The organism is Candidatus Chlorobium masyuteum (assembly GCF_011601315.1).
Lineage (GTDB): Bacteria > Bacteroidota > Chlorobiia > Chlorobiales > Chlorobiaceae > Chlorobium > Chlorobium masyuteum.
Map to the genome: position 1 here is coordinate 90,031 of NZ_JAAORA010000006.1, position 22,338 is coordinate 112,368.

Consider the following 22,338-nt stretch of genomic DNA (forward strand, 5'->3'; position numbering starts at 1 on the left):
ACAAGCCGGCCACCATGAAAATCGTCGACCGCCACGACGAAGCGCCCGGCGTAAGAACCATGAAGCTGGAGTTTCAGGACCCGGCCGATCATGAGCTCTTCAAGGAGACCTACCGTACCGGCATGTTCGGGCTCTACGGTGTTTACGGAGAGGGTGAGAGCACCTTCTGCGTGGCAAGTCCGGAGACCCGCAAGGAGTACATCGAGTGCACCTTCCGTGAGTCGGGAAGAGTAACCTCGGCGCTTGCACGCGCCGATATCGGCGACCTTGTAACCTTCCGGGGGCCTTACGGCAACCGCTTTCCGCTTGAGGAGTTCTACGGCAAGAACCTGCTCTTCATTGCTGGAGGAATTGCCCTTCCTCCCACCAGAAGCGTTATCTGGTCATGCCTTGACCAGCGCGAGAAATTCGGCAAGGTAACCATTGTCTATGGCGCCCGCACTGTAGCTGATCTGGTCTACAAGCATGAACTTGAGGAGTGGATGCAGCGCGACGATGTGGAGCTGGTACTGGCGGTCGATCCGGGTGGAGAGTCGCCCGACTGGAAGCATCGTATCGGTTTTGTGCCGACCGTGCTTGAAGAGGCTGCCCCATCGCCCGACAACTGTGTTGCCGTGCTCTGTGGGCCGCCCATCATGATCAAGTTCACCCTGATATCGCTCAAAAAGCTCGGCTTTGATGAGTCAAATGTCTATACAACCCTTGAAAACCGCATGAAGTGCGGACTCGGCAAATGCGGCCGCTGCAATGTCGGTTCGATCTATGTCTGCAAGGAGGGACCGGTATTCACGGCTGAAGAGGTCTCCCGCATGCCGGCAGCTGATCTGTAACCGTAAAAGCAAATCAACAGAGCATTACCCTGAAAAACCGGTCCGGCTGATGAAAATCGGCCGGTTTTTTCGGATTGTTCCACCAGGGAAAGAGTCCGTACTCCCCCCTCCCCGTCGACATACAGCACTGCAGGGAGAGTCTTCCTTCTGAAATAAAGGGCTGAAGCAGTGTGTAGCTGAACTCCATACCAAAGCTCCCCTCATCGTTTACCATCGTCATTGTACGCATCCATGGATCCGCCGAGAGTTCGGTGTACCCCGCCGCCCTTTTTCTCGGCCCCTCAAATCGTAGCGCCACCCAGTGCCCTTCCGGAGTCATTTCAAATTCAAGATATGCCTCTCCGGCACCCCCATCACCGATAAAGAGTTCGGAGACCCCGTACTGCCACAAACCGTCAACAAAAGTGCCTCCATGGCTGGTTAAGGGCGGTTTACAGGCAAAGAGCGCTGAATCGGTGTGCATGGTTGTCCAGCGGAGAAAGGGAGCTTCGGGATCGGAGGCTCCATCGGCAAGTGAACGGAGCTGAGTCACCGCAACAAAAGCCGTGGCAGGCAGCTCCCGATCAAGAGCGGAGTAGCCGACGAGCGGCCCGTTGAGGAGAGTCCGGGGAAAGTGCGGCGGTAAAGGATCATCATCATCCGGGCAGTAGAGAAGTCCGGCCCACCCTTTAGCGGGATCACTCCGGTCCGGCTTACAGTCGACACCGCAGGAGTCAAGCAGCGTTTGCTCAAAACGTCCGATGCACTGCACTTCAAGATCGAGCCTGATACCGGCTTGCTCCAGGGCAGCGGATTTCATGCGCGAGGCTAACCGGAGCACATCAACAGCCGTTGCCCCTCCCGTATTGTAGATGAAGTTGGCATGATGCCGGCTGACCATGGCCCCGCCTTCAACTGCTCCCTTGAAGCCGAGCTCCTCAAAAATCCTGCCGCTTGATCGACCGGCCTCATAGTTGTTCTTGAAGGTGGAGCCACAGCTCGGATAATCGAAATGATGCTTGTGATCCCGCTCCAACTCATGCGCCTGCATCTGACGCCGGATCTCCTCCTGCGGGTTCTGTGCGGAAAAACGAAGCAAAACAGCAATTACCATTTCCGGGTTCTCCATCAGGGCGGTATGCTTGTAGCCGTGAAAGACCTCTTCGGGCGGCTTCCAGGAGAGCCGGCCGTCCAGCGAGAGCGTCAGAATCCCTGCGGTGATCGCAGAAACTTCGCCGCCGAAACAGCGGGCATTCATTCTGACGGTTGATCCTATCTGACCGGGAAGACGGTAGAGCCACTCCCCGCCGCTCCTTCCGCTTTTCAGCAGCTCTTCGGCAATAAGGGTGTTGTCTGCTCCCGCTTCACAGAGGAGCTCCTCGTCAGAGAGCCAGATGATCCTCTGCATCCCTTCAAGAGAGAGTACAATCCCGGGAAAATCCTCATCGGAAAAGATGATGTTGCTCCCTTTTCCCATAATGGCAAGAGGTAGCCGGTGCTCGCGGTTCCAGAAGAGAAGCGCGGCAAGATCAGCGATGCTTTCTGGCCGGGCAAGAAAACGGGCAGTGCCGCCAATGGCATAATAGCCCCGCTCCCGGAGAGGGACATTGGATTCGAAAAAAGAGGGCAGGATTAACTCACGCATGGAAAGAGCGATCGGTAGAAATCATTACAAGGGCACGCCGGACTTTGGATAATAACATAACCATACAGAAAGAATTCAGCAATCCAACCGTTATAATCGTCAGCAGGAAAACAAATAAAGAGCACTTTCAGATATATTCCATATTTTCCTCCCGCTCAGCAAAAAGAGCGAACTGTTCCTTACCAGCATCAGCACACCTTAAAGAAACACCATGCCTGAAAACAACAGCCGACAGGTTAATTTTGCTCTTGTCCAGATTACAACGGAGCAGCTTGATCTCTCTATGGATCTCTATAGTGAGGAAAAACCGGTAACCATGAGTGCCGGTCTCGATTTTGGCATACAGAGCAGCCAGAACCTGCTTAAAGTGCTCTTTAAAACCACCTTTCACCAGGAGAATATCCCCTTCATCACCATTGAAGCCGGATGTGTCTTTGCCATTGACCCTGAATCCTGGAACCTTTTCTGCAGCGAAAAGGATGGCTTTTTAACGCTTCCAAAAAACTTTGCCGGCCATCTCGCAACACTCACTTCAGGTGCGACTCGGGGAATATTGCACAGCAGGACTGAAAATACACCGATGAACCGCTTTTTCATTCCTGTCAGCAATATCGACGAGATGATACCGGGCAATCTCTCCCTGCCTCTTGACCCCGAGAAGTGAACGGTGAACAGGCAGAGGGGTAACCGTTCACGCTATCCGGGTAACCGTGCCGGGTTTTCTTGGTGCGGCATCCGGCCAGGGCTGGGCACTGTAGCCGAAAACAGCTGAAGCATAGGGTTGATGACCCTCCGGGAACCGCACGCCGATTTCAGCAAAAGTCTGGGGACCACCGTCACTCTGGTAGAGGATGAGGGGTGAATGGACCCAGCAGGAAGCGATACCGAGGGAGGCGGCAGCAAGCAGCATATTTTCCATGGCGAGCACACAATCCTCCCGGGGAGCAACGGCATAGCTGTCGGCGGAGATGATGAGAAGCATCGGCGCATGGTAAAAGACATGATAACCATCCTTGGCTGCCGTTTCGCGGAGTGCTGCATTGTCAGAGTAGAGAAAAACATTTTTGCAGGCCCTCTGAAAGGTTTCAAGCTTGTCGTGATGCTCTATTACCGTAAAATGCCATGGCTGCTGGCCCATGGCACTCGGAGCATACTGCCCTGCCTGGAGAATGGTGTTCAGCGCATCTTCTTCAAGCTGCCGCGGCTCGTAAGCGCGGATACTCCGTCGCCTGAGAATTGTTTCTATGGTATTGTTCATATCTCTGGTCATTTTGGTTACTCCCCCTCTCCCACCGGCTCGGTTGATGTCGAAAGAAAACCTCTCCCCTGGGCAAAATAGATATAGACCGGTTTTTCGTTTCGCAGCACGTCAAGCACACTCTGAAACATGGAAGATGGCAGATGCATGAAAATAGTGCTTCCGGACTGGCTGTCATTTTCAAAAAGCATCCCCGGATCATTGAACCTTATGTAACCGGCGACAGCTCCGTCTGGCCCGTAGAGTGCAATCTGGGCACGGTTTGTCTGGTACCCTTCAGGAGAGCCATAGAGAAGAATGTGATAGTTTTTAACTTCAGTGGTCATCGTTTTCTCCGGTTAATGGTTGACAGTTTTCTCTAAACGAGTGCGAAGATTTAATAGTTTTACCTCCCTGAAAAGAGTGATAAAAAGCGTTCAGCACTCCGGAGTGGTATTCTGCAGGCTGGGCCATTTATCAGCTCTTGTACTTTGCTTTACAAATAACGATATTGCGGAATACTCCGGATATGCTGCCGGACGTGCAATCACCAAAACCGTTCGGAACCTCATGAAGACAGCTCTCCCGCTTGCACTCCTCCTGCTTTTGCCGGCAACGAAGCCGCTGGTTGCAGAAAATGTAGTTCCGGCAAGCTCAGCGATATATCAGACCGGCTCAATCACCGTTCATATCAAGGGGCTTAAAAATCCCGACGGCATGCTTGGCTTTGCACTCTATACCACCAAGAGAGGCTTTCCCGACAAACCTGATTGCGCCTTTGCAACAAAAGTATGTAAAAACGGAAGTTCCTCAATTGACGCCACATTTGAAAATATCCCCTACGGATCCTATGCCGTAAGTGTGCTGCACGATGAAAACAGCAACGGCAGAATGGACAAGAACTTTATCGGCATTCCAAATGAGGGGTTCGGTGTTTCAAACAACCCTAAAATCAGGCGTGGTCCGCCATCATTCAGTGAAGCACTTTTTTCGCTTGACACCTCAAAGCTTGAGTTGAGTATTTCAATGAACTATTTCTAACCGCAGAGTTACCCTTAACAAAAGGAACCGTAATGAAGAAATCAACCATCCGTCTGTTAACCCTCTTCTCTTTTACTTCAGCTGCACTCCTGAGTGCGTGCAGCCCGACGGTAAAAGTTGAAGCTCCCGATAAACCCATTGTGATCAACATGAACATAAAAATCGATCACGAAATCAGAATCAGAGTTGACCGTGAACTGGACAACCTGCTTGACACCAAAAAAGGATTATTCTAACCCGGAGGAACACAACCATGAGAACCATACAGCGAATTGCGTCCAAAACAGCCCTCTTGATCATGCTTGCGCTCAGCATTACCCTCCCGGCATATGCGCTTGACCTTGAAACTGCCCGATCCAGCGGTCTTGCCGGAGAGGTGGATAACGGGCTGCTTGCCCTTCCTCCCGGAGCCTCATCTGCTGCTCAGGAGCTGATTACCACCATCAACAACTCCCGCCGCGCAGAGTATGCAAAAGTTGCAGCACAGAACAACCTGACGCTTGATGTCGTCGGTGCCATGATGTACGAAAAAATCTACTCACGGCTTCCGGCAGGTACGTGGGTTCAGGTCAGGGGCAACTGGGTAAAAAAGTAAACAACCCATGGGTATCGCTGTTCATTGTCCGGATAACGACGTATCGGAACCGATAACGGAATCGTACTGCGGAATCAATTAAGAGCGACGCACCCATAAAATTTTCTGTCCGTGAAAAAATGGCTGCCAGGCACGCTTGTTTTTCTCCTTCTGCTGCTGGTACTCCTGCCGGTGGCAGCATGGTTCTCTTTTCCCTTTGTGGTGCCATTGCTGCTCAACCGGGCTCTGGAAGGAAAACCGTTCCGGATTGAACTTTCCGGTCTTACATCTCCCGGCCTCTCTGGCTTGGGATTCCGCCAGTTGAAAGCCTCGTTTACCCCCCCTCCGGACGGGTGCAGCGATGAGCCGATAACCTTCACTCTCTCACTCATTAACGGCCGGCTCTCTTTTCATCCCGTGCTCACATACGGCCCAGCATCATGGGGGTTCATACCGGACAATGTTGATACCGAGATCTCCCTGCTGGCTGACTCTCTCTCTCTGGGCACCAATCCCGAGCTTTTTGTATTCAGTGACAGAACTCCCCGGATAACCGCCAGGATAAAAGCCTCCCGAAGCCGGGGGCTCTCCATCACACCGCTCTCTCTCTCCTACCCGGTAATTGATGGGAAGGCAGGTCGTGAAAAGCTTCGACTGGAAGGAGTAAACTACAGGGTAAAACTCAGTGAAGGGGGAAAGTGGCAGCAGGCCGTGGATACGCTCCGTGTTGCAGCTCTCTACAGTGACGGTACAGCTTCGCCAATCAGTAACTTCACGGCCCTTTTCGGCTCCAGGCGGGATCCGCTCAAACCCTGCACGCTGACGCTCAGCAATTGCTCCGTTGACCTCTTTGAGTGGCAGGCTTCATCACAGAAAATCGATTACGACCTTAAGGATAAAAAGACCAGTTTTACCCTCTCTCTGGCAGAAATTCCGCTCACCGGACTTCCGGGTTTTGACCGGGGCGGAAGCAAAACCCCTGCCGCCAGCGGCAGGGTAAGCGGATCACTGCCTATCGAGTTTCAGGACTCGACAGTAACCGTCAGAAATGCTGCGCTTGCGGCCACAAAAGGCTCCCGGATCATCTTCTACAGCAAAGAGAAGAGAGCCCTCTTCTCTTTTGATATCGGCGACGCCAAAGGGGGCGACAAGCTTCTGCATGAGCTCAACGCAACCATAAAACTTAACAGCAGCAACAAAAAACTTTCAGGACTTGCAATTCGAAGCATGTCGGCAACACTGCTCGGAGGAAAAATCTCCTCAACACCCTTCAGTTTCGATCCATCAACCAGAAGCAGCCGATTCACCATCAAACTGAACAATATCAAAGCTCTTGAACGGGTAAAACTGCACGGCGATTTCAAGGGATCACTTCATGGCTCCATCAGCGGAGTAGTGCCGATAACCATCGAAAAATCTCGCTTTGCCATCAGCAACGCCCGGCTCTACTCATCGGGAGGAGGAAAAGTAACCATTACAACTCCCCGCAAAAAGCAATCCACAGAGGAACGCATGTTCAGCGGTGCAAACCCCGATGCAAGCTACACTTTTGCGGAGCCTGATATCGTGCTCACCCGCTCGCTTGATGGAAGTCTCACCATCCGCTTTAAACTCAGCCGCCTCGACCGGAAAACATCATCAGGAGAGCTGCTGCTGATTGCTCCTCTTGGAACGATTACCCTCTGGAAGAACAGGCTTCATCCTGATATTGTATCACTGACTGACTTCAGTTCGGGATTGCTTGACGGTTCGCTCTCTATCGCACGCGTCGACTACGATATGGCAAAAAAAAGCGCGGAAACCACCCTTCACGTGAACAATATTCCCCTGCAGAAACTGCTGGATCTCCAGGGAACGAAAAAGATTTTTGCAACCGGTACGATCCAGGGCGACATCCCCATTGCCTTAAAGAATGAGTTGTTTGAAATTCGAAATGGAGGAATGAATGCCGAACAGAACGGTCAGATCATCTATGCCTCGACTGCGGAGGAGCGGGCTGCCGCCAACCAGGGGCTGCGCACAACCTATGAGGCGCTTTCAAACTTTCTTTATGTGCATTTGAATTCATCATTAAGCATGACCCCTGACGGCAAGTCTGTCATTGCTGTCCAGCTCAAGGGGAACAATCCCGATTTTCAGAATGGACGGGCGGTGGAGTTGAATCTCAATGTCGAACAGAATCTGCTTGAACTCATGCGAAGTCTCTCCATCTCTTCAAATGTCGAAGAGATGATTTCGGAGAAAGCACTGAAAATGCAGAAAAAATAGCTGCCCCACTCCTCTTCAGCTTCGTCAGAAGTTGAAGATTTTCACTTTTCCCTCCGTTATTCTCCTCACTGACAGACAAAACAAAACGAAGAAGCTCCTGAAACTGTTGTTGAAAGGTAATGTGTTGATGCAGGCTAATCAAACCAAACCCCGGCACTATGGAACGGAAACTATTCATCAGCAAGTTCGACCGCCAGCTCAAGGCGTGGGACCGCGATATCGCAAAGCTTGAAAAGAAAGCGGAAAAAATCACACAGAACCTCAAGCAGCATATCGAAACCGTAAAGCATCAGCGGGAAGCAGCTTCGACAAAAGCAACCGATCTTATGCACAGCAGCGAGGAGGCGTGGAATGAAGTTAAATACGGTGCTGAAAGGGCGATGACCGACCTGAAAAAGGCGTTCAAAAAAGCAAAATCGAAGTTCTGAAACCCTGAGCCGGAAAGAGATTCCGGGAGTATTGCGCATAATCGCCCGGGTGATCCGCCATAAAAAGGATCATTAGAATCCTGTTTTCTACAAATGAGTAGCAGTTGATAGAGATTCTACAAATATGTATGAATTTATCCGCATCAGCCGTCCGGGTCACAGCTCATAATTATTTGTAATAATTATAGTTAAAAGATCATACTTTTTACGGCACGGTTATTGCTTTAATAAAAGCATGCAGACGAAGTGATCCAGACAACCCTTTTAATACAGCAGTAATCATGAGCAGCGTAAATACTCTGTACGGAGATCTTTCGGGAGTGGAGTTCCGCACTCTCTTTTCAAACGGCAAGATGGACGGTTGTCTTGTCACAGAGCCCAACACCCTGACAACGCCCTACGGCACCCTTGTTCCCCAGTATGAAGCAGAGGATATGGGACGGCGAGCGGTAAAACCGATGTACTTCTACAAGGACGGCTCGCTCAAATCGATAGCACTGCAGTCACAAACCATGCTTGAAACACCAGTTGGAGCTATCCCTGCAGAACTGGTCACCTTTCACAAAAACGGCAGCATCAAGCGGATCTTTCCCCTTGACGGAAAGCTGAGTGGATTCTGGTCATGGAAAAACGAGTTTGCCCTTGCCGACCCAATTACCTTCAGCTCACCTGCAGGAGAGCTGACCGCGAAAATCATTGCCCTGCAGTTTTATGAGGGCGGTGCACTGAAAAGCATAACCCTCTGGCCCGGTCAAACCCTCAAGGTGGCAACCCCGGTTGGAGAGATCACAATCCGGACGGGACTGGCTTTCTATGAATCGGGCGAAATACGCTCGTTTGAGCCGCTTAAAAAAATTGATATCCCGACGCCAATCGGCATACTGACTGCTTACGATAACGAGCCGAACGGCATTCATGGCGATATAAACTCCGTCCAGCTCTCGGTGGATGGATCGGTTGAAGCCCTCAGTACGGTTGATCATGCCGTAGAGGTTTCAATACCGGGTTCCGGCAGTGAACTTTTTCGGCCCGGAGTAAAAAACAACGTGTGCGGTGATGAACGCAAGGTAAGCGTGCCGATGAAAGTTCGATTCGAAAAGAGCGCTGTTGTTTTTCACGACAATCCGGAATTCTCCTTCGATCTGGAAAAAAGCCGTTTTGCCATCATGCAGATGGACAGCGTAACCAAAGAACCCCTCTACTCCTGCGGGTAAAAAGAGATTTTGGATTTTGGATTCTGAATGTTGAATGGGTTTTTTCGATGTCATCCCGAACTGAAAGGAAGGATCTGCTTTTCGTAAAAGGAGATGTCTCTCGTTGATCGACATGAAAAAACAGAGGGAATTTTGAATTCCGCATTGTTGCAGTTGCAAACCTGCGTCTTTGCCCTTTGGTATTATTGTTTATAGGTCCTATAGGTCTCATGGGACTTATAGGACCTATAAAATTCAGAATTTTAAACTCTTCACCGCATTCTGGCCGGCCATCCAACCGGTTGAAAATGCTGCCTGGAGGTTGTAGCCTCCGATCTCTCCGGCATAGTCGAGCAGTTCACCGCATAAAAACAGCTTCGGCATGACCCGTGACTGCATGCTCTTCGGGTTCACCTCTGCAAGTGAAACACCGCCGGCCGATACCTCACCCTGATCAAGCACCGTTTCACGAACGCTTCCAAGCGGAAAGCGCTTCAGCACAGCAAGCAATGCGAGCCGTTTCTCTTTTGGAAGTATACTCCAGGTCACCTCACTCTGAATGGCGGCATGACGCATGATCGAGGGCACAAGAGCGGTAGGTATAGTACCGTGGGGTGCCGTGCCGAATGCTCCCTCGGGCGGCGCTATCGGGCAGATCTGCAGGAATTTGCGCACCATCTGTGCGCCATTTTTTTTGGTCTGGCGAAGCAGAAACTGTTCGAGTTCTGCAGTAGTATGATCAGGAAAAAGATCGGCAAAAAGCTGGCAGCTGCCCGACTCCCGCATAAGCTCTGCAATATCGCGTGAAAGCGAGAGCGCCGCAGGCCCGCTGAAACCGCGATGGGTGAAGAGCAGATCTCCTCGCCGTTCGACACTCCGGCCTCCCCCGGATGCGACAAGTCCGGCCGAACGCAGGGCAACTCCTGCAAGAGAGGCCGGAGGAGGCTTGATGGTGTAAACCGGAGTGAGTGCGGCCGAAGGTGCCATGATCGCATGACCGAATGCCTTTGCAATCGCAAGACCGTCTCCGGTTGTTCCTGTTCCGGAGTATGAAACACCGCCGGTAGCCAGAATCAGGGCATCTGAAGTGAACAGTGTAGCTGCACTTCTGACCTGAAACAGGCCATCCCTCTGCTGAACACTTTTGACTCTGCAGGAGGTGTGCACAACTACCGACGAGATCCGCTGCAGCTCCTCAAAAGCAATCGCTACCGTTGAGGCTTCCCCGTTTTCGGGAAACACCTTTCCGTCGGCTCTCACCTCGGTGGCAACACCTCGTGCAAGCAGCAGCTGAAGAAGGTCACTGCTGGTAAAACTGTACAAGGCATGGCGCAGAAAACGCTGTTCATTGCGCCGGATAAACCCTTTTTCAAGAAGCTCTTGCGGGCTGCCCTCGTGGGTGACATTACATTTGCCTCCGCCGGAGAGTCTGAGTTTTGTTCCGGTACGGGGGTTGCGCTCAAGCAGGGTGATGGTACAGGCTTCAGTGCCGATACCGGCATCTTCGGCGGCCCGCCTCGCCGAAACGGCGGCCAGCAACCCTGAGGCACCCCCTCCGATAATGATAATAGAGCTGTGAGAGGCGATTGGGGTTCGCTCTCTCTCCTTTACTGGTGCAGTTTTTTTCATGGGGGTAAAGTTACACCGGCAGGGGGAATGTGCAAGTGTTCTTTTTGAGATGAAAGTTCATTGCAAACGAGGTGTACAACACTCCACCGGGAGCTACTCCTGGATCTTTACCCTCATGCCGTCACGAAGTTCATTGGTGGGATGCACAACGACCTGCTCCCCCTCCCTGAGCCCGGAGAGCAGCTCGGCCTGATAGGTCCCACGCATGCCGATCCTGACGGCCTTCTCGACAGCTTTGCCTCCATCAATGACGAAGAGGTGCCACTCATCCTTTCCCCTGAAAAGGGCGCTTACAGGCACCTGGAGCACATTATTTGCTTCACTGAGAACAATCTCCGCCTGAACACGGAAATTATCGCCGAGAAGCGGTTCATACGCATTCAGGAGTGCTACAATATTGACCCGTTTCTCCTCGATGCCGAGTGCAGAGACTTTGGTGTATGCCGCAGGTTCTATGCTTTTCACCACTCCCTGCAGATCCTTCCGGCCACCCCATGCGGTAATCACAACACGGTTTCCGGGACGCACCTTTGTGGCATCACTTGAGAGCACGTCAATGACAATTTCGATTGCCGAAGGGTCGCCGATATCGACAATCGGAGATCCGGCAGTGATGAGCCTCTCACTCTTTTCATGGATTCGCAGTACCCGTCCATCAGCAGGTGAGATCACCGCCAAAGGCTTTCCTGATATCTGACTGCTGGTAAAAGTCTGAAGCGCATTTAGGCTGTAACGGGCAGCTGTTGCTGCCGCTCCGGCGGCTTCGGCCTCTTTGCGGGCAATTGCCGCCTCACTCGCAGCAAGTTCAGCGGCTTCAAGTGAAACGGCACCCTCCTGCTTGAGGTTCCGGTAACGCACAGCGCGGCGGTCTGCCTGTTCACGAGTGAGCAAAGCACGACGGTGACGTGCATTCGCTTCAACAAATACAGCACGGGCGGCTTCGGCTTTTGCCGCCACTTCCTGCCCGGCTCTTGAGTCAAGTTCGGGCGGAAGAAGTGAGGCAAGCACACTGCCTTTGCGGACACTGTCGCCCTCCTGGATGGTCATTCTCAAAAGCTTTCCGGTTACCGGAGCGGCAAGAACATACCGGTCGTTTACGCGCGTCACACCTTCACCGTCAAGCGTCACCTGCAGGGCTCCGCGACGGACAACCGCGGTATCAACGGGAAGCGGAGAGGGTCTGAATACAAAAAAAAGGATGAGAGCAACCGAAGCAAGCGAGAGCCCTGCAATTCTCTGTGTTTTCGATAAGGTCATAATCTATTCTCTTGTTTTTAATACCTCTACAAGGTCGAGCGATGTCAGTCGTTTTTTTACCGCAAGAGCGGAGAGAAACGAAACAATGACGATAACAATAAAAGCAAACAGAAAGTTATAGGCGCTGAAAACATAAGGAAGCCGGTAGAGCTCGGAACTGAGCGCACGGGCAAGAAGTGCGGAGAGCGCTATACCGATCAGAAAACCGACCGGTATGGCGGCAAGAGTAAGAAGTGCCTGTTCGCCGAGCAGAATAAACGATATCTCGCCTTTGGTCATGCCGAGCACCCGCAGGCTTGAGAGTTCACGTGCCCGTTCGGAAAGCGAAATACGCGCTCCGTTGTAGACCACGGCAAAGGCAAGCACACAGGCAAATGAGGTAAGAATAATCGTGGAGGTGGTCATACTTCTTGCTATCAGCTCATCGAAACTCTCTTTGAGCGCTTTGAGCATCATGATGCCGGCAACTTTTGGCATTTTTTTAAAGGTGGTATTGAGTTGCGCTCCCTTTAACTGATCGATCCGCAGATATGCGGCATTCAGGGCACCTCCGTCTCCTGCAAGCCGGTTCAGCTCCGCAATGTTCATGTACGCTGAAAGGCCGAGTATCTCATCGATAGTGCCGCTGACAAGAACCTCCCGATGGAGCTGTTTTCCCTGCAGAAACTCAATCTGCATCCTCTCTCCCGGCTTTACGCCGAGAATCTCCGCGAGGGTTTTGGTCAGGAGTATGCCGGTTTGCGGGAGGATGACCTGCCGGTTTGATTTGTCAACCAGCCGCTGCAACCCCTCTGCCGACTCCAGACCCTTGATGGACTGACGGCGGGATCGATGAAAAAAACGCATCCTGACCGGTTCTTCACGGTAGAACTCCTGTTCAAGAACTCCGTCCAGGGATGCAAAATTATAGGCTATGGAAGGGGGCATGGGATCATTGAAAATAACCGTAACATCCTCGCGGTGTTTCCGGCTGAACTCCACCTGAACCATCCTGTCGACCGCATCGTAGGTGTAACGACCGGCAATAAGAATGGCAACGGCAAGAGAGATCATGAGCACCGACAGCGCTGATTTCCATTGATGCCGCTCAAGGTTCCGGACAATAATCCTGACCGGTACCGGCATTTTATGACGAAGCGGTTCACGGTCAAAGAGACCCGGTTTGTAGATAACCGGAGAGTCGGGACGCATCGCTTCGGCCGGAGGCAGCATGACGGCACTGCGGACTGCACCAAGTGCACCGAAAAGAGCCGCGCTGAAGCTCAGAATGACCGAAAGGGCCACATCCTCGATTCGGAAGTAATAGACCAGTTCGGCAAAATTATAGAAATCAGCATAGATGTTCATCAGATTACGGCCGAGCCAGGCACCGAGAGCTGTGCCGGCAACGGCACCAACAGCAACAGGAATCAGGGCAAAACCGAGGTAGTGCAGACCGACATCTTCATTTGAGTACCCCATTGCTTTGAGCACAGCTATCTGGTCACGCTGGGTGGCGACGATGCGACGAAGCACAATGTTGAGCAGAAATACGGCAACAGCAAGAAAAACCAGGGGAAGAAAGGTTATCTGGATGCCGACCTGCTTGATTTCGTCGACAATGAAGCGGTCGGAGAGCTGTTCGCTCCTCCCGTATGCCCCGAGGGAACCATATCGCCGGAAAAGGTTGTCGAGCTGCATGATAACATCTTTTTCCGATGCTCCATGAGCCAGCGTAAGCGAGAGGTCATTGAAACCTCCGGTCATATCAAGTGCAGATTCGAGTGCCTTGCGGCTCATCCAGAAAACGCCGAACCGCCGTTTGTCAGGGAAAAAGGCCCCGGGCTGAACCTCGTAGATATATTCGGGTGAGAGGCCCATACCGACGATGAGCAGCTCCTTTTTATGCCCGTTAATCACCGCACCGATACGGTCGCCCGGCTCAAGCTTGTTGGCTTCAAGAAAGGGCTTGCTGGCGATCACCTCTTCAGGCTTTCCCGGTTCAATGTAGCGTCCTTTTTTAAGAAAAACATCGTTCAGAACAAGTGTTCCACGATACTCGGGAATTGAGACCAGCCGTCCGGTTGCCGGCTCATCAAGACCCGGAACATCAAGCGTGACGTCCGTTGTGATACGGGTTGTGACTGATGCTACACCCTGAATACGGCTCACCGTCTCCCGATAAAATTCCGGTGCGCTCTTGACCTGCAGAAACACATCGGCAAAGCGAAATCGGCTGTAGTAGCGCTCACGGGAGGCCTCAAGCGAATATTTCACACTGCTCATGGAGACAAACACGGAGATACCGCAAGCAACAACAGCCGCCACAGCGAGCATCTGACCTTTGTGACGCAATAGATCGCGCAGCAGTTTTCTCTGAAGTTGCTTCATCCCGGCCTCTACCAGACAAGTTCCGACGGGGATACCCGGGTCAGGTTCCTGCGATCTTCGGAAACCTCCCCGCTTCGAAGGCGAACGACACGGTCGGCCATACCGGCGATGGATGCGTTATGGGTAATGACAAGGGTTGTTGTGCCGAGTTCACGGTTGACATTTTCAATGACATCAAGAACCAGCTTCCCGGTCTGAAAATCAAGCGCTCCGGTCGGCTCATCGCATAAAAGCAGTTCCGGCCGCTTGGCTACAGCCCTTGCAATAGCCACCCGCTGCTGCTCCCCTCCGGAAAGCTGCGCGGGAAAATGGTTCAGCCGGTCACCCAGCCCAACCAGACGAAGCGCCTCATCTGCCTTCATCGGATTTTCAGCAATCTCGGTAACCAGTTGCACGTTTTCAAGTGCGGAGAGGCTTGAAATCAGATTGTAGAACTGGAAAACAAAGCCTATTGAGCGTCGCCGGTAGGCCGTCAGCTCCGCTTCCGTAGCGGCGGTAATTTCACGACCATGAAAAAACAGTTTGCCTGACGAGGGAGTGTCGAGACCGCCGATAATGTTGAGAAGGGTTGATTTGCCACTGCCGGAAGCGCCAAGCAGCACTGCGAGCTCTCCGGCATAAAAATCAAGGGAGACATGTTTGAGTGCATCGACCTGCACCTCTCCCATGATGTATGATTTTGAAAGATCGCTGATGCGGAGTACCGCCGGTGGTTCACCACTATCAGAACTTTCGGCGTGCATAACCATTATTTTGAAGGTCCGGACCAGTAACCGCTGTAAACCAGTCGTCCGGTTTTTGAACGAACCAGCTTTAAAAGTCGTTTGTAGACCCGGTCAAAATGTTCTTCTGACTCTTCCGCCCATTTAGAGTATACCCGTTCATCACCGTTTTTCATTGCTACTCTGATTGTGGGACGTGACTCATCAGGCATACCCTCCCTCACGGTCTCCTGGTAGTGCTCAAGTTGGGGAAGGTCAAGATCGGCGACTGTTTCCGGAAAATTCAGACGACCGGAATATCTCTTTTCGTAAAGCCTGTTTTTGAATGGCTTGACTATTCTCGTCAGAATTTCGCCGTTGGACTTGAACGTCAGCTCCTGACCTCCGAACATGCCCTGGATATCCCTCAGCTCGATTTTGGCATAGTTTGCTGCATAAGCTCTGCCGCAAAGAAGCAACAAAAGAAGAAAGGTGATCACTACTCTTTTCATGACATCCCCTGAACAGTGCCCTGGATTATTGAAAGCCGCACCTGTGTAAGCGATCTGGACGAAGACTACCGTGTTCAATAAAATACAAAACCTGCTCCGGTTCATGAGCAGTGAAATCCGATATTTTTACTGCTATGCATATTAGATTTAAAAAACAAAGCGAATTGCATGCAAGCTGAAACTGCATAATTATGCCGAATTTTTGTAACATGCATAACTACAACGATATATACCTATGGATCTCAATTCCACCATTCTTACAGCTCTACTGTTCAGTACAGGTATACTCTCCGGTTTTTTGATCAGCCGGTATTTTAATAAAAGAGGGAAGCAATCCATGAAGCACAATGTTACCATTGGAGCCTCAAGCGTCAGCGGACGGGGTGCGTTTGCTTCTAAAAAGATTATGGATGGTGCGGTGATTGAGCGCTGCCCGGCACTTGAGGTAACGGACAAAGATATCGGTGGAGAGCTTCTGAACTACGTATTCTACGGGAGCCGGGAGAACTCACGCCTCGTGGTGATGGGTAACGGTATGCTTTTTAACCACTCGTTCACACCCAATGTTGCCTACTATCTGGAGCAGACCGATATTGGACCTGAAATGATACTTTATGCACTGCGCGATATTGAAAAGGGTGAGGAGCTCTTTTACAATTACGGCGACGAGTGGTGGGCAACCCGTCAGGTATCAACGTAATCGAGGTCAGATGCGTTTTAAGAGAATCCGCTTCATTGCCGCCTCATCAAGCTGTACGGCATTGCTCTTGCATCGGGTGATACTGACAATATGATCAATATCAAGGCTCTCCAGACCGTAACGACTCAGGCGAGGAAAGCGGAGCTGCTCCTGCCAGGCCTCAAGTCTCTCAAGCAGCTTTTCACATCCGGAATGAACGTCACCATGTGCAGAACCTGAGAGCAGGGCTCCCGCTCTGGCATATTTATGCAGAACAGGATGGCCGGGATCAACCAGACGCAGGGCGGCAATATTCTCTCTGGTTGCCTCAAGAAGAAGTGTTGCACAGAGAGTGCCGTGCGGTATGTTGACAAGTCCGCCTACCGATGAAGCAAATCCGTGCACAACTCCCAGACCGGCATTGGCAAGCACGATACCGGAGAGGAGGGCTGCCCAGGCGATATCTCCCCTTGCACTGCTATCAAGAGCGCGATCAGTGCAAACTCCCGGAAATGACCGGCTGAACCGTTCGAGACCGCTGCATGCCAGGGCATCGGTGTATGGTGAGGCAAATGGCGATGTAAATGCTTCAATCAGCTGGGTGCAGGCATCCATTCCTGACGCGGCGGTCATCTCTTCCGGGAGTGTGAGCATGAGTTCCGGATCGATCAGGGCAACATCGGGTACAAACGCCCTGTGGCGAAGGGAGCGTTTGAAGCCTCCGGCTCCGACCCTGCTGATTACGGCATTATTGGTTACTTCGCTGCCGGTGCCGGAGGTTGTGGGAACGGCTATAAAGGGAACCTTCCTGCCGTCATGAGCGGTAAAGGCCTCCTGCCCCTCTATGAACAGCTCAACCGGAAGAGTCTGGAGCAGCATTGCCGAAATTGCCTTTCCTGCATCCAGAACACTGCCACCCCCGATGGCAAGAACAGCGTCCACGGAACAGTCCCTGAATCTGGAAACCGCATGGTTGACCAGTTCAGGAGATGGCTCCCGATCAACAGCAAGATGGTGTACCCTCAACCCGCTCTGCTGAAGGCTTTCAATGAGCTCACTCAAATGACCGGAGTGCCGGAGAGCATGCGAGCCGGTAACAACCAGAATTGTTCTGCCGAATGGAGCGATATGCTGAGCAAGCGAAGAAAACCGGCCCGCTCCAAAGTGAATGGCCGGAAGCGGAAGAAGAGAAAAATCCTGTTCACTCATCTGGACAGTACCTTGAGGTTTTGAAAAAAGGTATCACCCGTTTCCACTCAACAGCAGGTAGAGTGCCGCCGAAATCCAGACAAAAAGCTCGGTCAACTCGCTGGCGGCTCCCAGCACATCGCCCGTAACCCCCTGGATTTTTTTATAGCTCAATAGGCCGGTCATCCCCCCTGCCGCAATTGCGGCTGCAAGCAAGGCAAGCAGCGCAAGCATATCCTGATGGAGAAGCGGGAAAAGAAAAAGAAGGGTAAGCAGCAGTGCGACTAAAATATGCATCCATCCGGCACCGGTCACAAAAGCCTGGGCTGTGCCGCCCTCACTGCGGGCATAAGGGAGCAGCGAAGCCAGACCCACCTGCATCAGACGGGCAAGGAGCACTCCTGCAGCAATAAAGGTGAAGGCTCCGAACTCAACGAGTTTAAGCACGGCAATCCATTTGAGAAGCAGAAGCATAGAGAGCGCAATGGAGCCAAAGGAACCGACATTCGGATCCTTCATGATCCTCAATGCCGACTCTCTGGTTCGGCCGCCCCAGAAGCCGTCCGAGAGATCGGCAAGCCCGTCAAGATGCATCCCTCTGGTCAGAATAACTCCACCGAACACGACAAGTGCGGCCGCGAGTTCATTCCATCCAGAGAGATGGCCTGCATAGCCGAGCAGCGCCTGCAGCACACCGAGCAGAAGCCCGACAACGGGAAACCAGAAAAGGGTGTTGCTGAAGCTGTCGGTATCGCGTCCGGGAACAGAAAAAACCGTCAGTGTTCTGAGGGCTGAAACAAAAGCGCTCAACATCAGGCTTTGCTTTTTTCACTGATTTTTGCCGAACTGAAGGTTGCCATCTCTTTATAGATTTTAACGGATGCCTCGATAACCTGCATGGCCAAAGCGGCACCGGTTCCTTCGCCAAGCCGGAGATCGAGATCAAGAATCGGCCTTGCGCCAAGCTTCTGCATGATAACCCTGTGCCCCTGCTCGTTGGAGGTATGGCTGAAAAACAGGTAGTCGTCTACTGCCGGGCAGAGTTTAAGAGCAACAACGGCTCCTGCTGACGAAATAAAGCCGTCAACCACAACAGGCAGTTTCAGGGAGGCAGCCCCGAGAATAAAACCGGTGATGGCGGCAATTTCATAACCGCCGAGTGCAGCAAGCGTTTCGAATGGTGTTGTGCAACGGTCGGCGTTGATCACAAGAGCCCTCTGGATAACCTCTTTTTTATGCTGGAGCCGTTCATCATCAATACCGGTTCCCCTGCCGGTTATGCTCTCAACCGGAACATCGAGAAGAACAGAGTAGAGTGCGGTAGCCGGAGTAGTGTTGGCAATACCCATCTCTCCGGTTCCAAGAAGATGATAACCCGCTTCATGAGCATCGCCAGCTATTGAAGCTCCGCGAAGCAATGCCAGCAAAGTATCCTCCTCACTCATGGCCGGACCTGATGCCATGTTGGCGCTCCCCGGTTTAACCTTGTATTTCAGAAGCCCCGGTGTGTCCGGAAAGTCATGATTGACACCCATATCAACAACCGCCAGATCAGCACCTGCATGACGTGAAAGCACATTGATCGCTGCTCCGCCGTTGAGCATATTGTAGACCATCTGGGGAGTCACCTCTGCCGGAAAAGCCGAAACACCTTCCGCAGCAACCCCATGATCGGCGGCAAAACAACAGATTTTCTTTTTTGAAAGCTCCGGATCAAGCTTGCCTGTCGCCAGCACATATTTCAGGGCAATCTCCTCAAGTCGGCCAAGACTCCCCTGGGGTTTGGTAAGGTCATCAAGATGTGCCTGCGCCGGGGCTCTGAGCGCCGGATCAGCAGGATGGATAGCGGTCAACAGTTGCAGCAACTCGTTATGCATAGGATATATCACTCGATTTACGTTGTTCTGTGGTACTGTTCTTTACAGCTTCAAACAGAGTGTACTGTGTTCATGTCCTGAAGTGCCGGACAAGATACAAAAAAAAAGGAGGCGGCGTAAGCCCCTCCTTTTTGACTGCCATGCTCTTGAGATTACTTCAACCCCTTTTTCACTGCACTCTCCCTTGCCGTTATTTCAGCCGAACCGAGAGGCCGCTGCAGAGAAACCATGCCTCTGTGGCAATGGCGGCTACCTTCTGGTTTATCATACCGGCTGCATCCCGGAATTGACGGGAGACTGCATTCTCGGGCACTATACCCATCCCTATCTCTTTTGATACAAGAATAACATCACAGGGCGGCTTTCGAAGAACATCAAGAAAATGCGCGATCTGCTCATCAATCGCCCGGTGATCTTCCAAATGATGCGTAAGATTTCGCGTCCACATCGTCAGGCAGTCGAGCAGAACAACATCGGTGCCGAGAGGCAAATTCCGGAAAGCACGCTGCGGAAAAAGGGGCTCCTCCAGTGTCATAAACCGGTTGCTCCGCTCCTCCTGATACCTGCCGATACGATGCTGCATCTCATCATCAAACGGCTCAGCCGTCGCAACAAACACCCTGTTCCGGTAGTCAGCAGCCAGTTGCAGGGCAAATGTGCTTTTGCCGCTCCTCGCCCCTCCCGTGACATACATTACCTTACTCATTATCTATATATATAATTAACATTTAATCGAATAACGCTCAAGATCAGATCCACTAACCTCCATAACCCTGATGACTCCCTGTACTCTTTGCCGCTGATCAGCCGATCAGGAGCTGGAGAGATTCACTTCCCAACTCCTGTTTTTATCCTGCACCCGAACCTTGATATTGAAAGACTTCTCAGGCTGACTGATGATTTTGAAAGAACGGCTTCCGGAATCATACTGAAGCCATGACGGGAGAGGCGCTCCATTATCCAGGGTAACCTTCTCGTTTCCCGTCCCCTTTGAAAGACCCGCCGTAACATTATCAGGCAGAGGTATAACAGCGTTTTGTGACTGGCGAACGAGCTTTCCTCCGACAGAAACATTGATCACTCCCGTAAACGGTGCCGGAGTTTCGCCGGCTGATGCCGTCCCGCCAAGAGGAAGACTCGCCTGATTGATATCCGAAGCCTGGTTCGTACTGCCGCTCGTAACAGCCGTTGTACTTCCGGTATCAGCAACCGTCAGGGTGTTGCCGCTGCTGTTTTGCGTCCCGGTGTTCGTGGGGGCAGTTGCTTTATTCTCCGGCACAACACTACCGGATGTCCCCGCTGATGCTACAGTTGTAACAGAAGGTAAAGAGAGTGACGTAGTCGTTGAATTTGAAAGCGCCCTGCCAATCGACATCGAACCGGTCGGGAACTGTGTTGTTATGCCTGCCGGAACGACACTGGGGACATTGATTGTAACCGTGATAGTCGGGATAACAGTCTGCGGAATATCCTCTACCCGCAACTTGCCGTCTACATAACTGACCGTATAGTTGCTCAGCGAGAAGGTTCCTCCCTCGGCATTACCTGGAGTAATCGGGTATGGACTGCCTGCAACCGATGCTGTTGCAGCAGACCCTGCGCTTGTCAGCGTTACACTGCCGACTGTTTCGCTGCCTATCAGTCCGCTGATCGAGAACAGGGTTAAGGAAGGAACCGTACCATACTTCTTGCTCACATCACCAGCCGTGACCGTCAGATTGGCCTTTGTAATATCAGCTGAAAGACCGCTCTGCTGCAAGAGGGTGTAGTTTCCGGCATCAGTGCCGCTTATTGTATTGCCGCTCACCGTTACCGCTTTGGAGGTCCCGACATTCTTGTCCGCAAACGTACCCGTCGCACTGCCGCCTAAACTCACAACATCGCTTCCAAGCGGTGTAACCTTTGCCGTACCGGTCAGCGTCGCTGCTGTCGTAGCATCATAAACCTTGTTGGAGGCCAAAAGACCGCTAACCGTCAGATTGGCCTTTGTAATATCAGCTGAAAGACCGCTCTGCTGCAAGAGGGTGTAGTTTCCGGCATCAGTGCCGCTTATTGTGTTGCCGCTCACCGTTACCGCTTTGGAGGTCCCGACATTCTTGTCCGCAAACGTACCCGTCGCACTGCCGCCTACACTCACAACATCGTTTCCAAGTGGTGTAACCTTTGCCGTACCGGTCAGTGTCGCTGCTGTTGTCGCATCATAAACCTTGTTGGAGGCCAAAAGACCGCTAATTGTAAGATTGGCCCTGGTGATTTCTCCGATATCACCTGTCACTGTTGTTGGCAAGGTGTAATTTCCGAGGTTTGTGGAGCCTGTCGCGAGATAGTCACCGGAAAGGAGGCTAACCGTTATCGTCTTGTTTGTGCCAACGTTTTTATTGTCATATGTTCCCGTTGTTTTGGTAACTGTTGCGCCTTCACTTCCCACAAAACCATTCAACAGATAGTTCTCAGAGGTAAGCGTAGCGACAGTTGTACCATCATACACTTTCTTGCTGCTTCCGGTGAGGCTTCCCGTTACTGTCAGTGCTGCCGCATTGATCGTCACGCTGTTCACTCCCGCGCTGTAACCCGTCAGGCTCGGCAACGCATAGTTACTCGCAAGACCCGTTCCGTCACTCAACGTTATCGCACTGATATAATTCGTGCCGTTATCCGATACATTAGGACTGTTTGACGTCGCTCCGCTATAGCCCAGCGTCTGGCCGCTCAACAGGCCACCTATCGTTACCGACCCACTCAGACCCGTCGTCCCGTCATACGTCTTCATGCCACTCAGCGTTACCGACTTCGCCGTTATCACCGCCGACACATCCTTGCTCGTCGCGTCCAGCACGTAGTCACTCGCCGCTGAACTGTTCGTGCCCGTTATGCTCCCTATCGACAGACCGCTTACCGTGACCTTGTTGGCTCCGACGACATTCGCACTG

The 22,338-nt window shown here is 52.1% G+C and carries 22 protein-coding genes; 9 read left to right on the forward strand and 13 right to left on the reverse strand.

Annotation, left to right across the window (positions count from 1 at the left end):
* The first annotated feature begins 14 nt into the window (after nt 1–14).
* On the forward strand, nt 15–830 hold the full coding sequence (locus G9409_RS10210) for an FAD/NAD(P)-binding protein (protein WP_166808685.1): 816 nt from the start codon (nt 15–17) through the stop codon (nt 828–830).
* Between the two features lie 13 nt (nt 831–843).
* Here G9409_RS10210 and murB read toward each other — a convergent pair whose 3' ends face one another.
* The gene (gene murB, locus G9409_RS10215; protein ID WP_166808659.1) at nt 844–2,454 is read right to left on the reverse strand and encodes a UDP-N-acetylmuramate dehydrogenase; all 1,611 of its coding nucleotides are present in this window, start codon (nt 2,452–2,454) and stop codon (nt 844–846) included.
* A gap of 211 nt (nt 2,455–2,665) precedes the next feature.
* Here murB and G9409_RS10220 point away from each other — a divergent pair, with 211 nt between their 5' ends.
* Nucleotides 2,666–3,118, forward strand: a complete 453-nt coding sequence (locus G9409_RS10220) for a hypothetical protein (protein WP_166808660.1) — start codon at nt 2,666–2,668, stop codon at nt 3,116–3,118.
* 27 nt (nt 3,119–3,145) lie between these two features.
* Here the strand turns inward: G9409_RS10220 and G9409_RS10225 are convergent, their stop codons facing one another.
* Together G9409_RS10225 and G9409_RS10230 are read right to left on the reverse strand one after the other, a co-directional pair.
* Nucleotides 3,146–3,724: a nitroreductase family protein gene (locus G9409_RS10225; protein ID WP_166808661.1), complete on the reverse strand. Its 579-nt coding sequence runs from the start codon at nt 3,722–3,724 to the stop codon at nt 3,146–3,148.
* A 5-nt stretch (nt 3,725–3,729) separates the two neighbouring features.
* Nucleotides 3,730–4,038: a hypothetical protein gene (locus G9409_RS10230; RefSeq protein WP_166808662.1), complete on the reverse strand. Its 309-nt coding sequence runs from the start codon at nt 4,036–4,038 to the stop codon at nt 3,730–3,732.
* Nucleotides 4,039–4,261: 223 nt separating this feature from the next.
* Here G9409_RS10230 and G9409_RS10235 point away from each other — a divergent pair, with 223 nt between their 5' ends.
* From G9409_RS10235 to G9409_RS10260, 6 genes are all read left to right on the forward strand, one after another.
* On the forward strand, nt 4,262–4,732 hold the full coding sequence (locus tag G9409_RS10235) for a DUF2141 domain-containing protein (RefSeq protein WP_166808663.1): 471 nt from the start codon (nt 4,262–4,264) through the stop codon (nt 4,730–4,732).
* A gap of 32 nt (nt 4,733–4,764) precedes the next feature.
* Nucleotides 4,765–4,968 carry a YnbE family lipoprotein gene (locus G9409_RS10240; RefSeq protein ID WP_166808664.1) on the forward strand — a complete coding sequence of 68 codons (204 nt, stop codon included), beginning with the start codon at nt 4,765–4,767 and terminating at the stop codon, nt 4,966–4,968.
* Between the two features lie 17 nt (nt 4,969–4,985).
* On the forward strand, nt 4,986–5,327 hold the full coding sequence (locus G9409_RS10245; protein WP_166808665.1) for a YdbL family protein: 342 nt from the start codon (nt 4,986–4,988) through the stop codon (nt 5,325–5,327).
* A gap of 111 nt (nt 5,328–5,438) precedes the next feature.
* Complete coding sequence (locus tag G9409_RS10250) at nt 5,439–7,574, forward strand: intermembrane phospholipid transport protein YdbH family protein (protein WP_166808666.1); 2,136 nt, start codon at nt 5,439–5,441, stop codon at nt 7,572–7,574.
* A 158-nt stretch (nt 7,575–7,732) separates the two neighbouring features.
* On the forward strand, nt 7,733–8,002 hold the full coding sequence (locus tag G9409_RS10255) for a sll1863 family stress response protein (RefSeq protein ID WP_166808667.1): 270 nt from the start codon (nt 7,733–7,735) through the stop codon (nt 8,000–8,002).
* Nucleotides 8,003–8,283: 281 nt separating this feature from the next.
* Nucleotides 8,284–9,216, forward strand: a complete 933-nt coding sequence (locus G9409_RS10260) for a hypothetical protein (RefSeq protein WP_166808668.1) — start codon at nt 8,284–8,286, stop codon at nt 9,214–9,216.
* 234 nt (nt 9,217–9,450) lie between these two features.
* On the opposite strand, the gene G9409_RS10265 is transcribed toward G9409_RS10260, so the two are convergent.
* The 5 genes from G9409_RS10265 to G9409_RS10285 all read right to left on the reverse strand — a co-directional run bounded on the left by G9409_RS10265 (nt 9,451) and on the right by G9409_RS10285 (nt 15,664).
* On the reverse strand, nt 9,451–10,824 hold the full coding sequence (locus G9409_RS10265) for a BaiN/RdsA family NAD(P)/FAD-dependent oxidoreductase (protein ID WP_166808669.1): 1,374 nt from the start codon (nt 10,822–10,824) through the stop codon (nt 9,451–9,453).
* Between the two features lie 93 nt (nt 10,825–10,917).
* Nucleotides 10,918–12,081: an efflux RND transporter periplasmic adaptor subunit gene (locus tag G9409_RS10270; RefSeq protein ID WP_166808670.1), complete on the reverse strand. Its 1,164-nt coding sequence runs from the start codon at nt 12,079–12,081 to the stop codon at nt 10,918–10,920.
* Nucleotides 12,082–12,084: 3 nt separating this feature from the next.
* Nucleotides 12,085–14,451 carry an ABC transporter permease gene (locus G9409_RS10275; RefSeq protein ID WP_166808671.1) on the reverse strand — a complete coding sequence of 789 codons (2,367 nt, stop codon included), beginning with the start codon at nt 14,449–14,451 and terminating at the stop codon, nt 12,085–12,087.
* An 8-nt stretch (nt 14,452–14,459) separates the two neighbouring features.
* A complete protein-coding gene (locus G9409_RS10280; protein ID WP_166808672.1) occupies nt 14,460–15,194 on the reverse strand; it encodes an ABC transporter ATP-binding protein in 735 nt (244 codons plus the stop codon).
* A 5-nt stretch (nt 15,195–15,199) separates the two neighbouring features.
* Nucleotides 15,200–15,664 carry a hypothetical protein gene (locus G9409_RS10285; protein WP_166808673.1) on the reverse strand — a complete coding sequence of 155 codons (465 nt, stop codon included), beginning with the start codon at nt 15,662–15,664 and terminating at the stop codon, nt 15,200–15,202.
* Nucleotides 15,665–16,001: 337 nt separating this feature from the next.
* On the opposite strand from G9409_RS10285, the gene G9409_RS10290 reads away from it, so the two are divergent.
* Nucleotides 16,002–16,364 (forward strand): SET domain-containing protein-lysine N-methyltransferase, encoded by a 363-nt coding sequence (locus G9409_RS10290; RefSeq protein ID WP_328700140.1) that lies wholly within the window; start codon nt 16,002–16,004, stop codon nt 16,362–16,364.
* Between the two features lie 6 nt (nt 16,365–16,370).
* Here the strand turns inward: G9409_RS10290 and G9409_RS10295 are convergent, their stop codons facing one another.
* The 5 genes from G9409_RS10295 to G9409_RS10315 form a co-directional block, all read right to left on the reverse strand.
* Nucleotides 16,371–17,552 (reverse strand): iron-containing alcohol dehydrogenase, encoded by a 1,182-nt coding sequence (locus tag G9409_RS10295; protein ID WP_166808675.1) that lies wholly within the window; start codon nt 17,550–17,552, stop codon nt 16,371–16,373.
* Between the two features lie 33 nt (nt 17,553–17,585).
* Complete coding sequence (cobS, locus tag G9409_RS10300) at nt 17,586–18,344, reverse strand: adenosylcobinamide-GDP ribazoletransferase (protein ID WP_166808676.1); 759 nt, start codon at nt 18,342–18,344, stop codon at nt 17,586–17,588.
* Complete coding sequence (gene cobT, locus G9409_RS10305; protein ID WP_166808677.1) at nt 18,344–19,408, reverse strand: nicotinate-nucleotide--dimethylbenzimidazole phosphoribosyltransferase; 1,065 nt, start codon at nt 19,406–19,408, stop codon at nt 18,344–18,346. Before cobT ends, cobS begins: the two co-directional genes overlap by 1 nt.
* 190 nt (nt 19,409–19,598) lie before the next feature.
* Nucleotides 19,599–20,114: a bifunctional adenosylcobinamide kinase/adenosylcobinamide-phosphate guanylyltransferase gene (gene cobU, locus G9409_RS10310; RefSeq protein WP_166808678.1), complete on the reverse strand. Its 516-nt coding sequence runs from the start codon at nt 20,112–20,114 to the stop codon at nt 19,599–19,601.
* A gap of 105 nt (nt 20,115–20,219) precedes the next feature.
* The coding region (locus G9409_RS10315; protein ID WP_208019712.1) for a beta strand repeat-containing protein at nt 20,220–22,338 on the reverse strand (2,119 nt) is incomplete at its 5' end.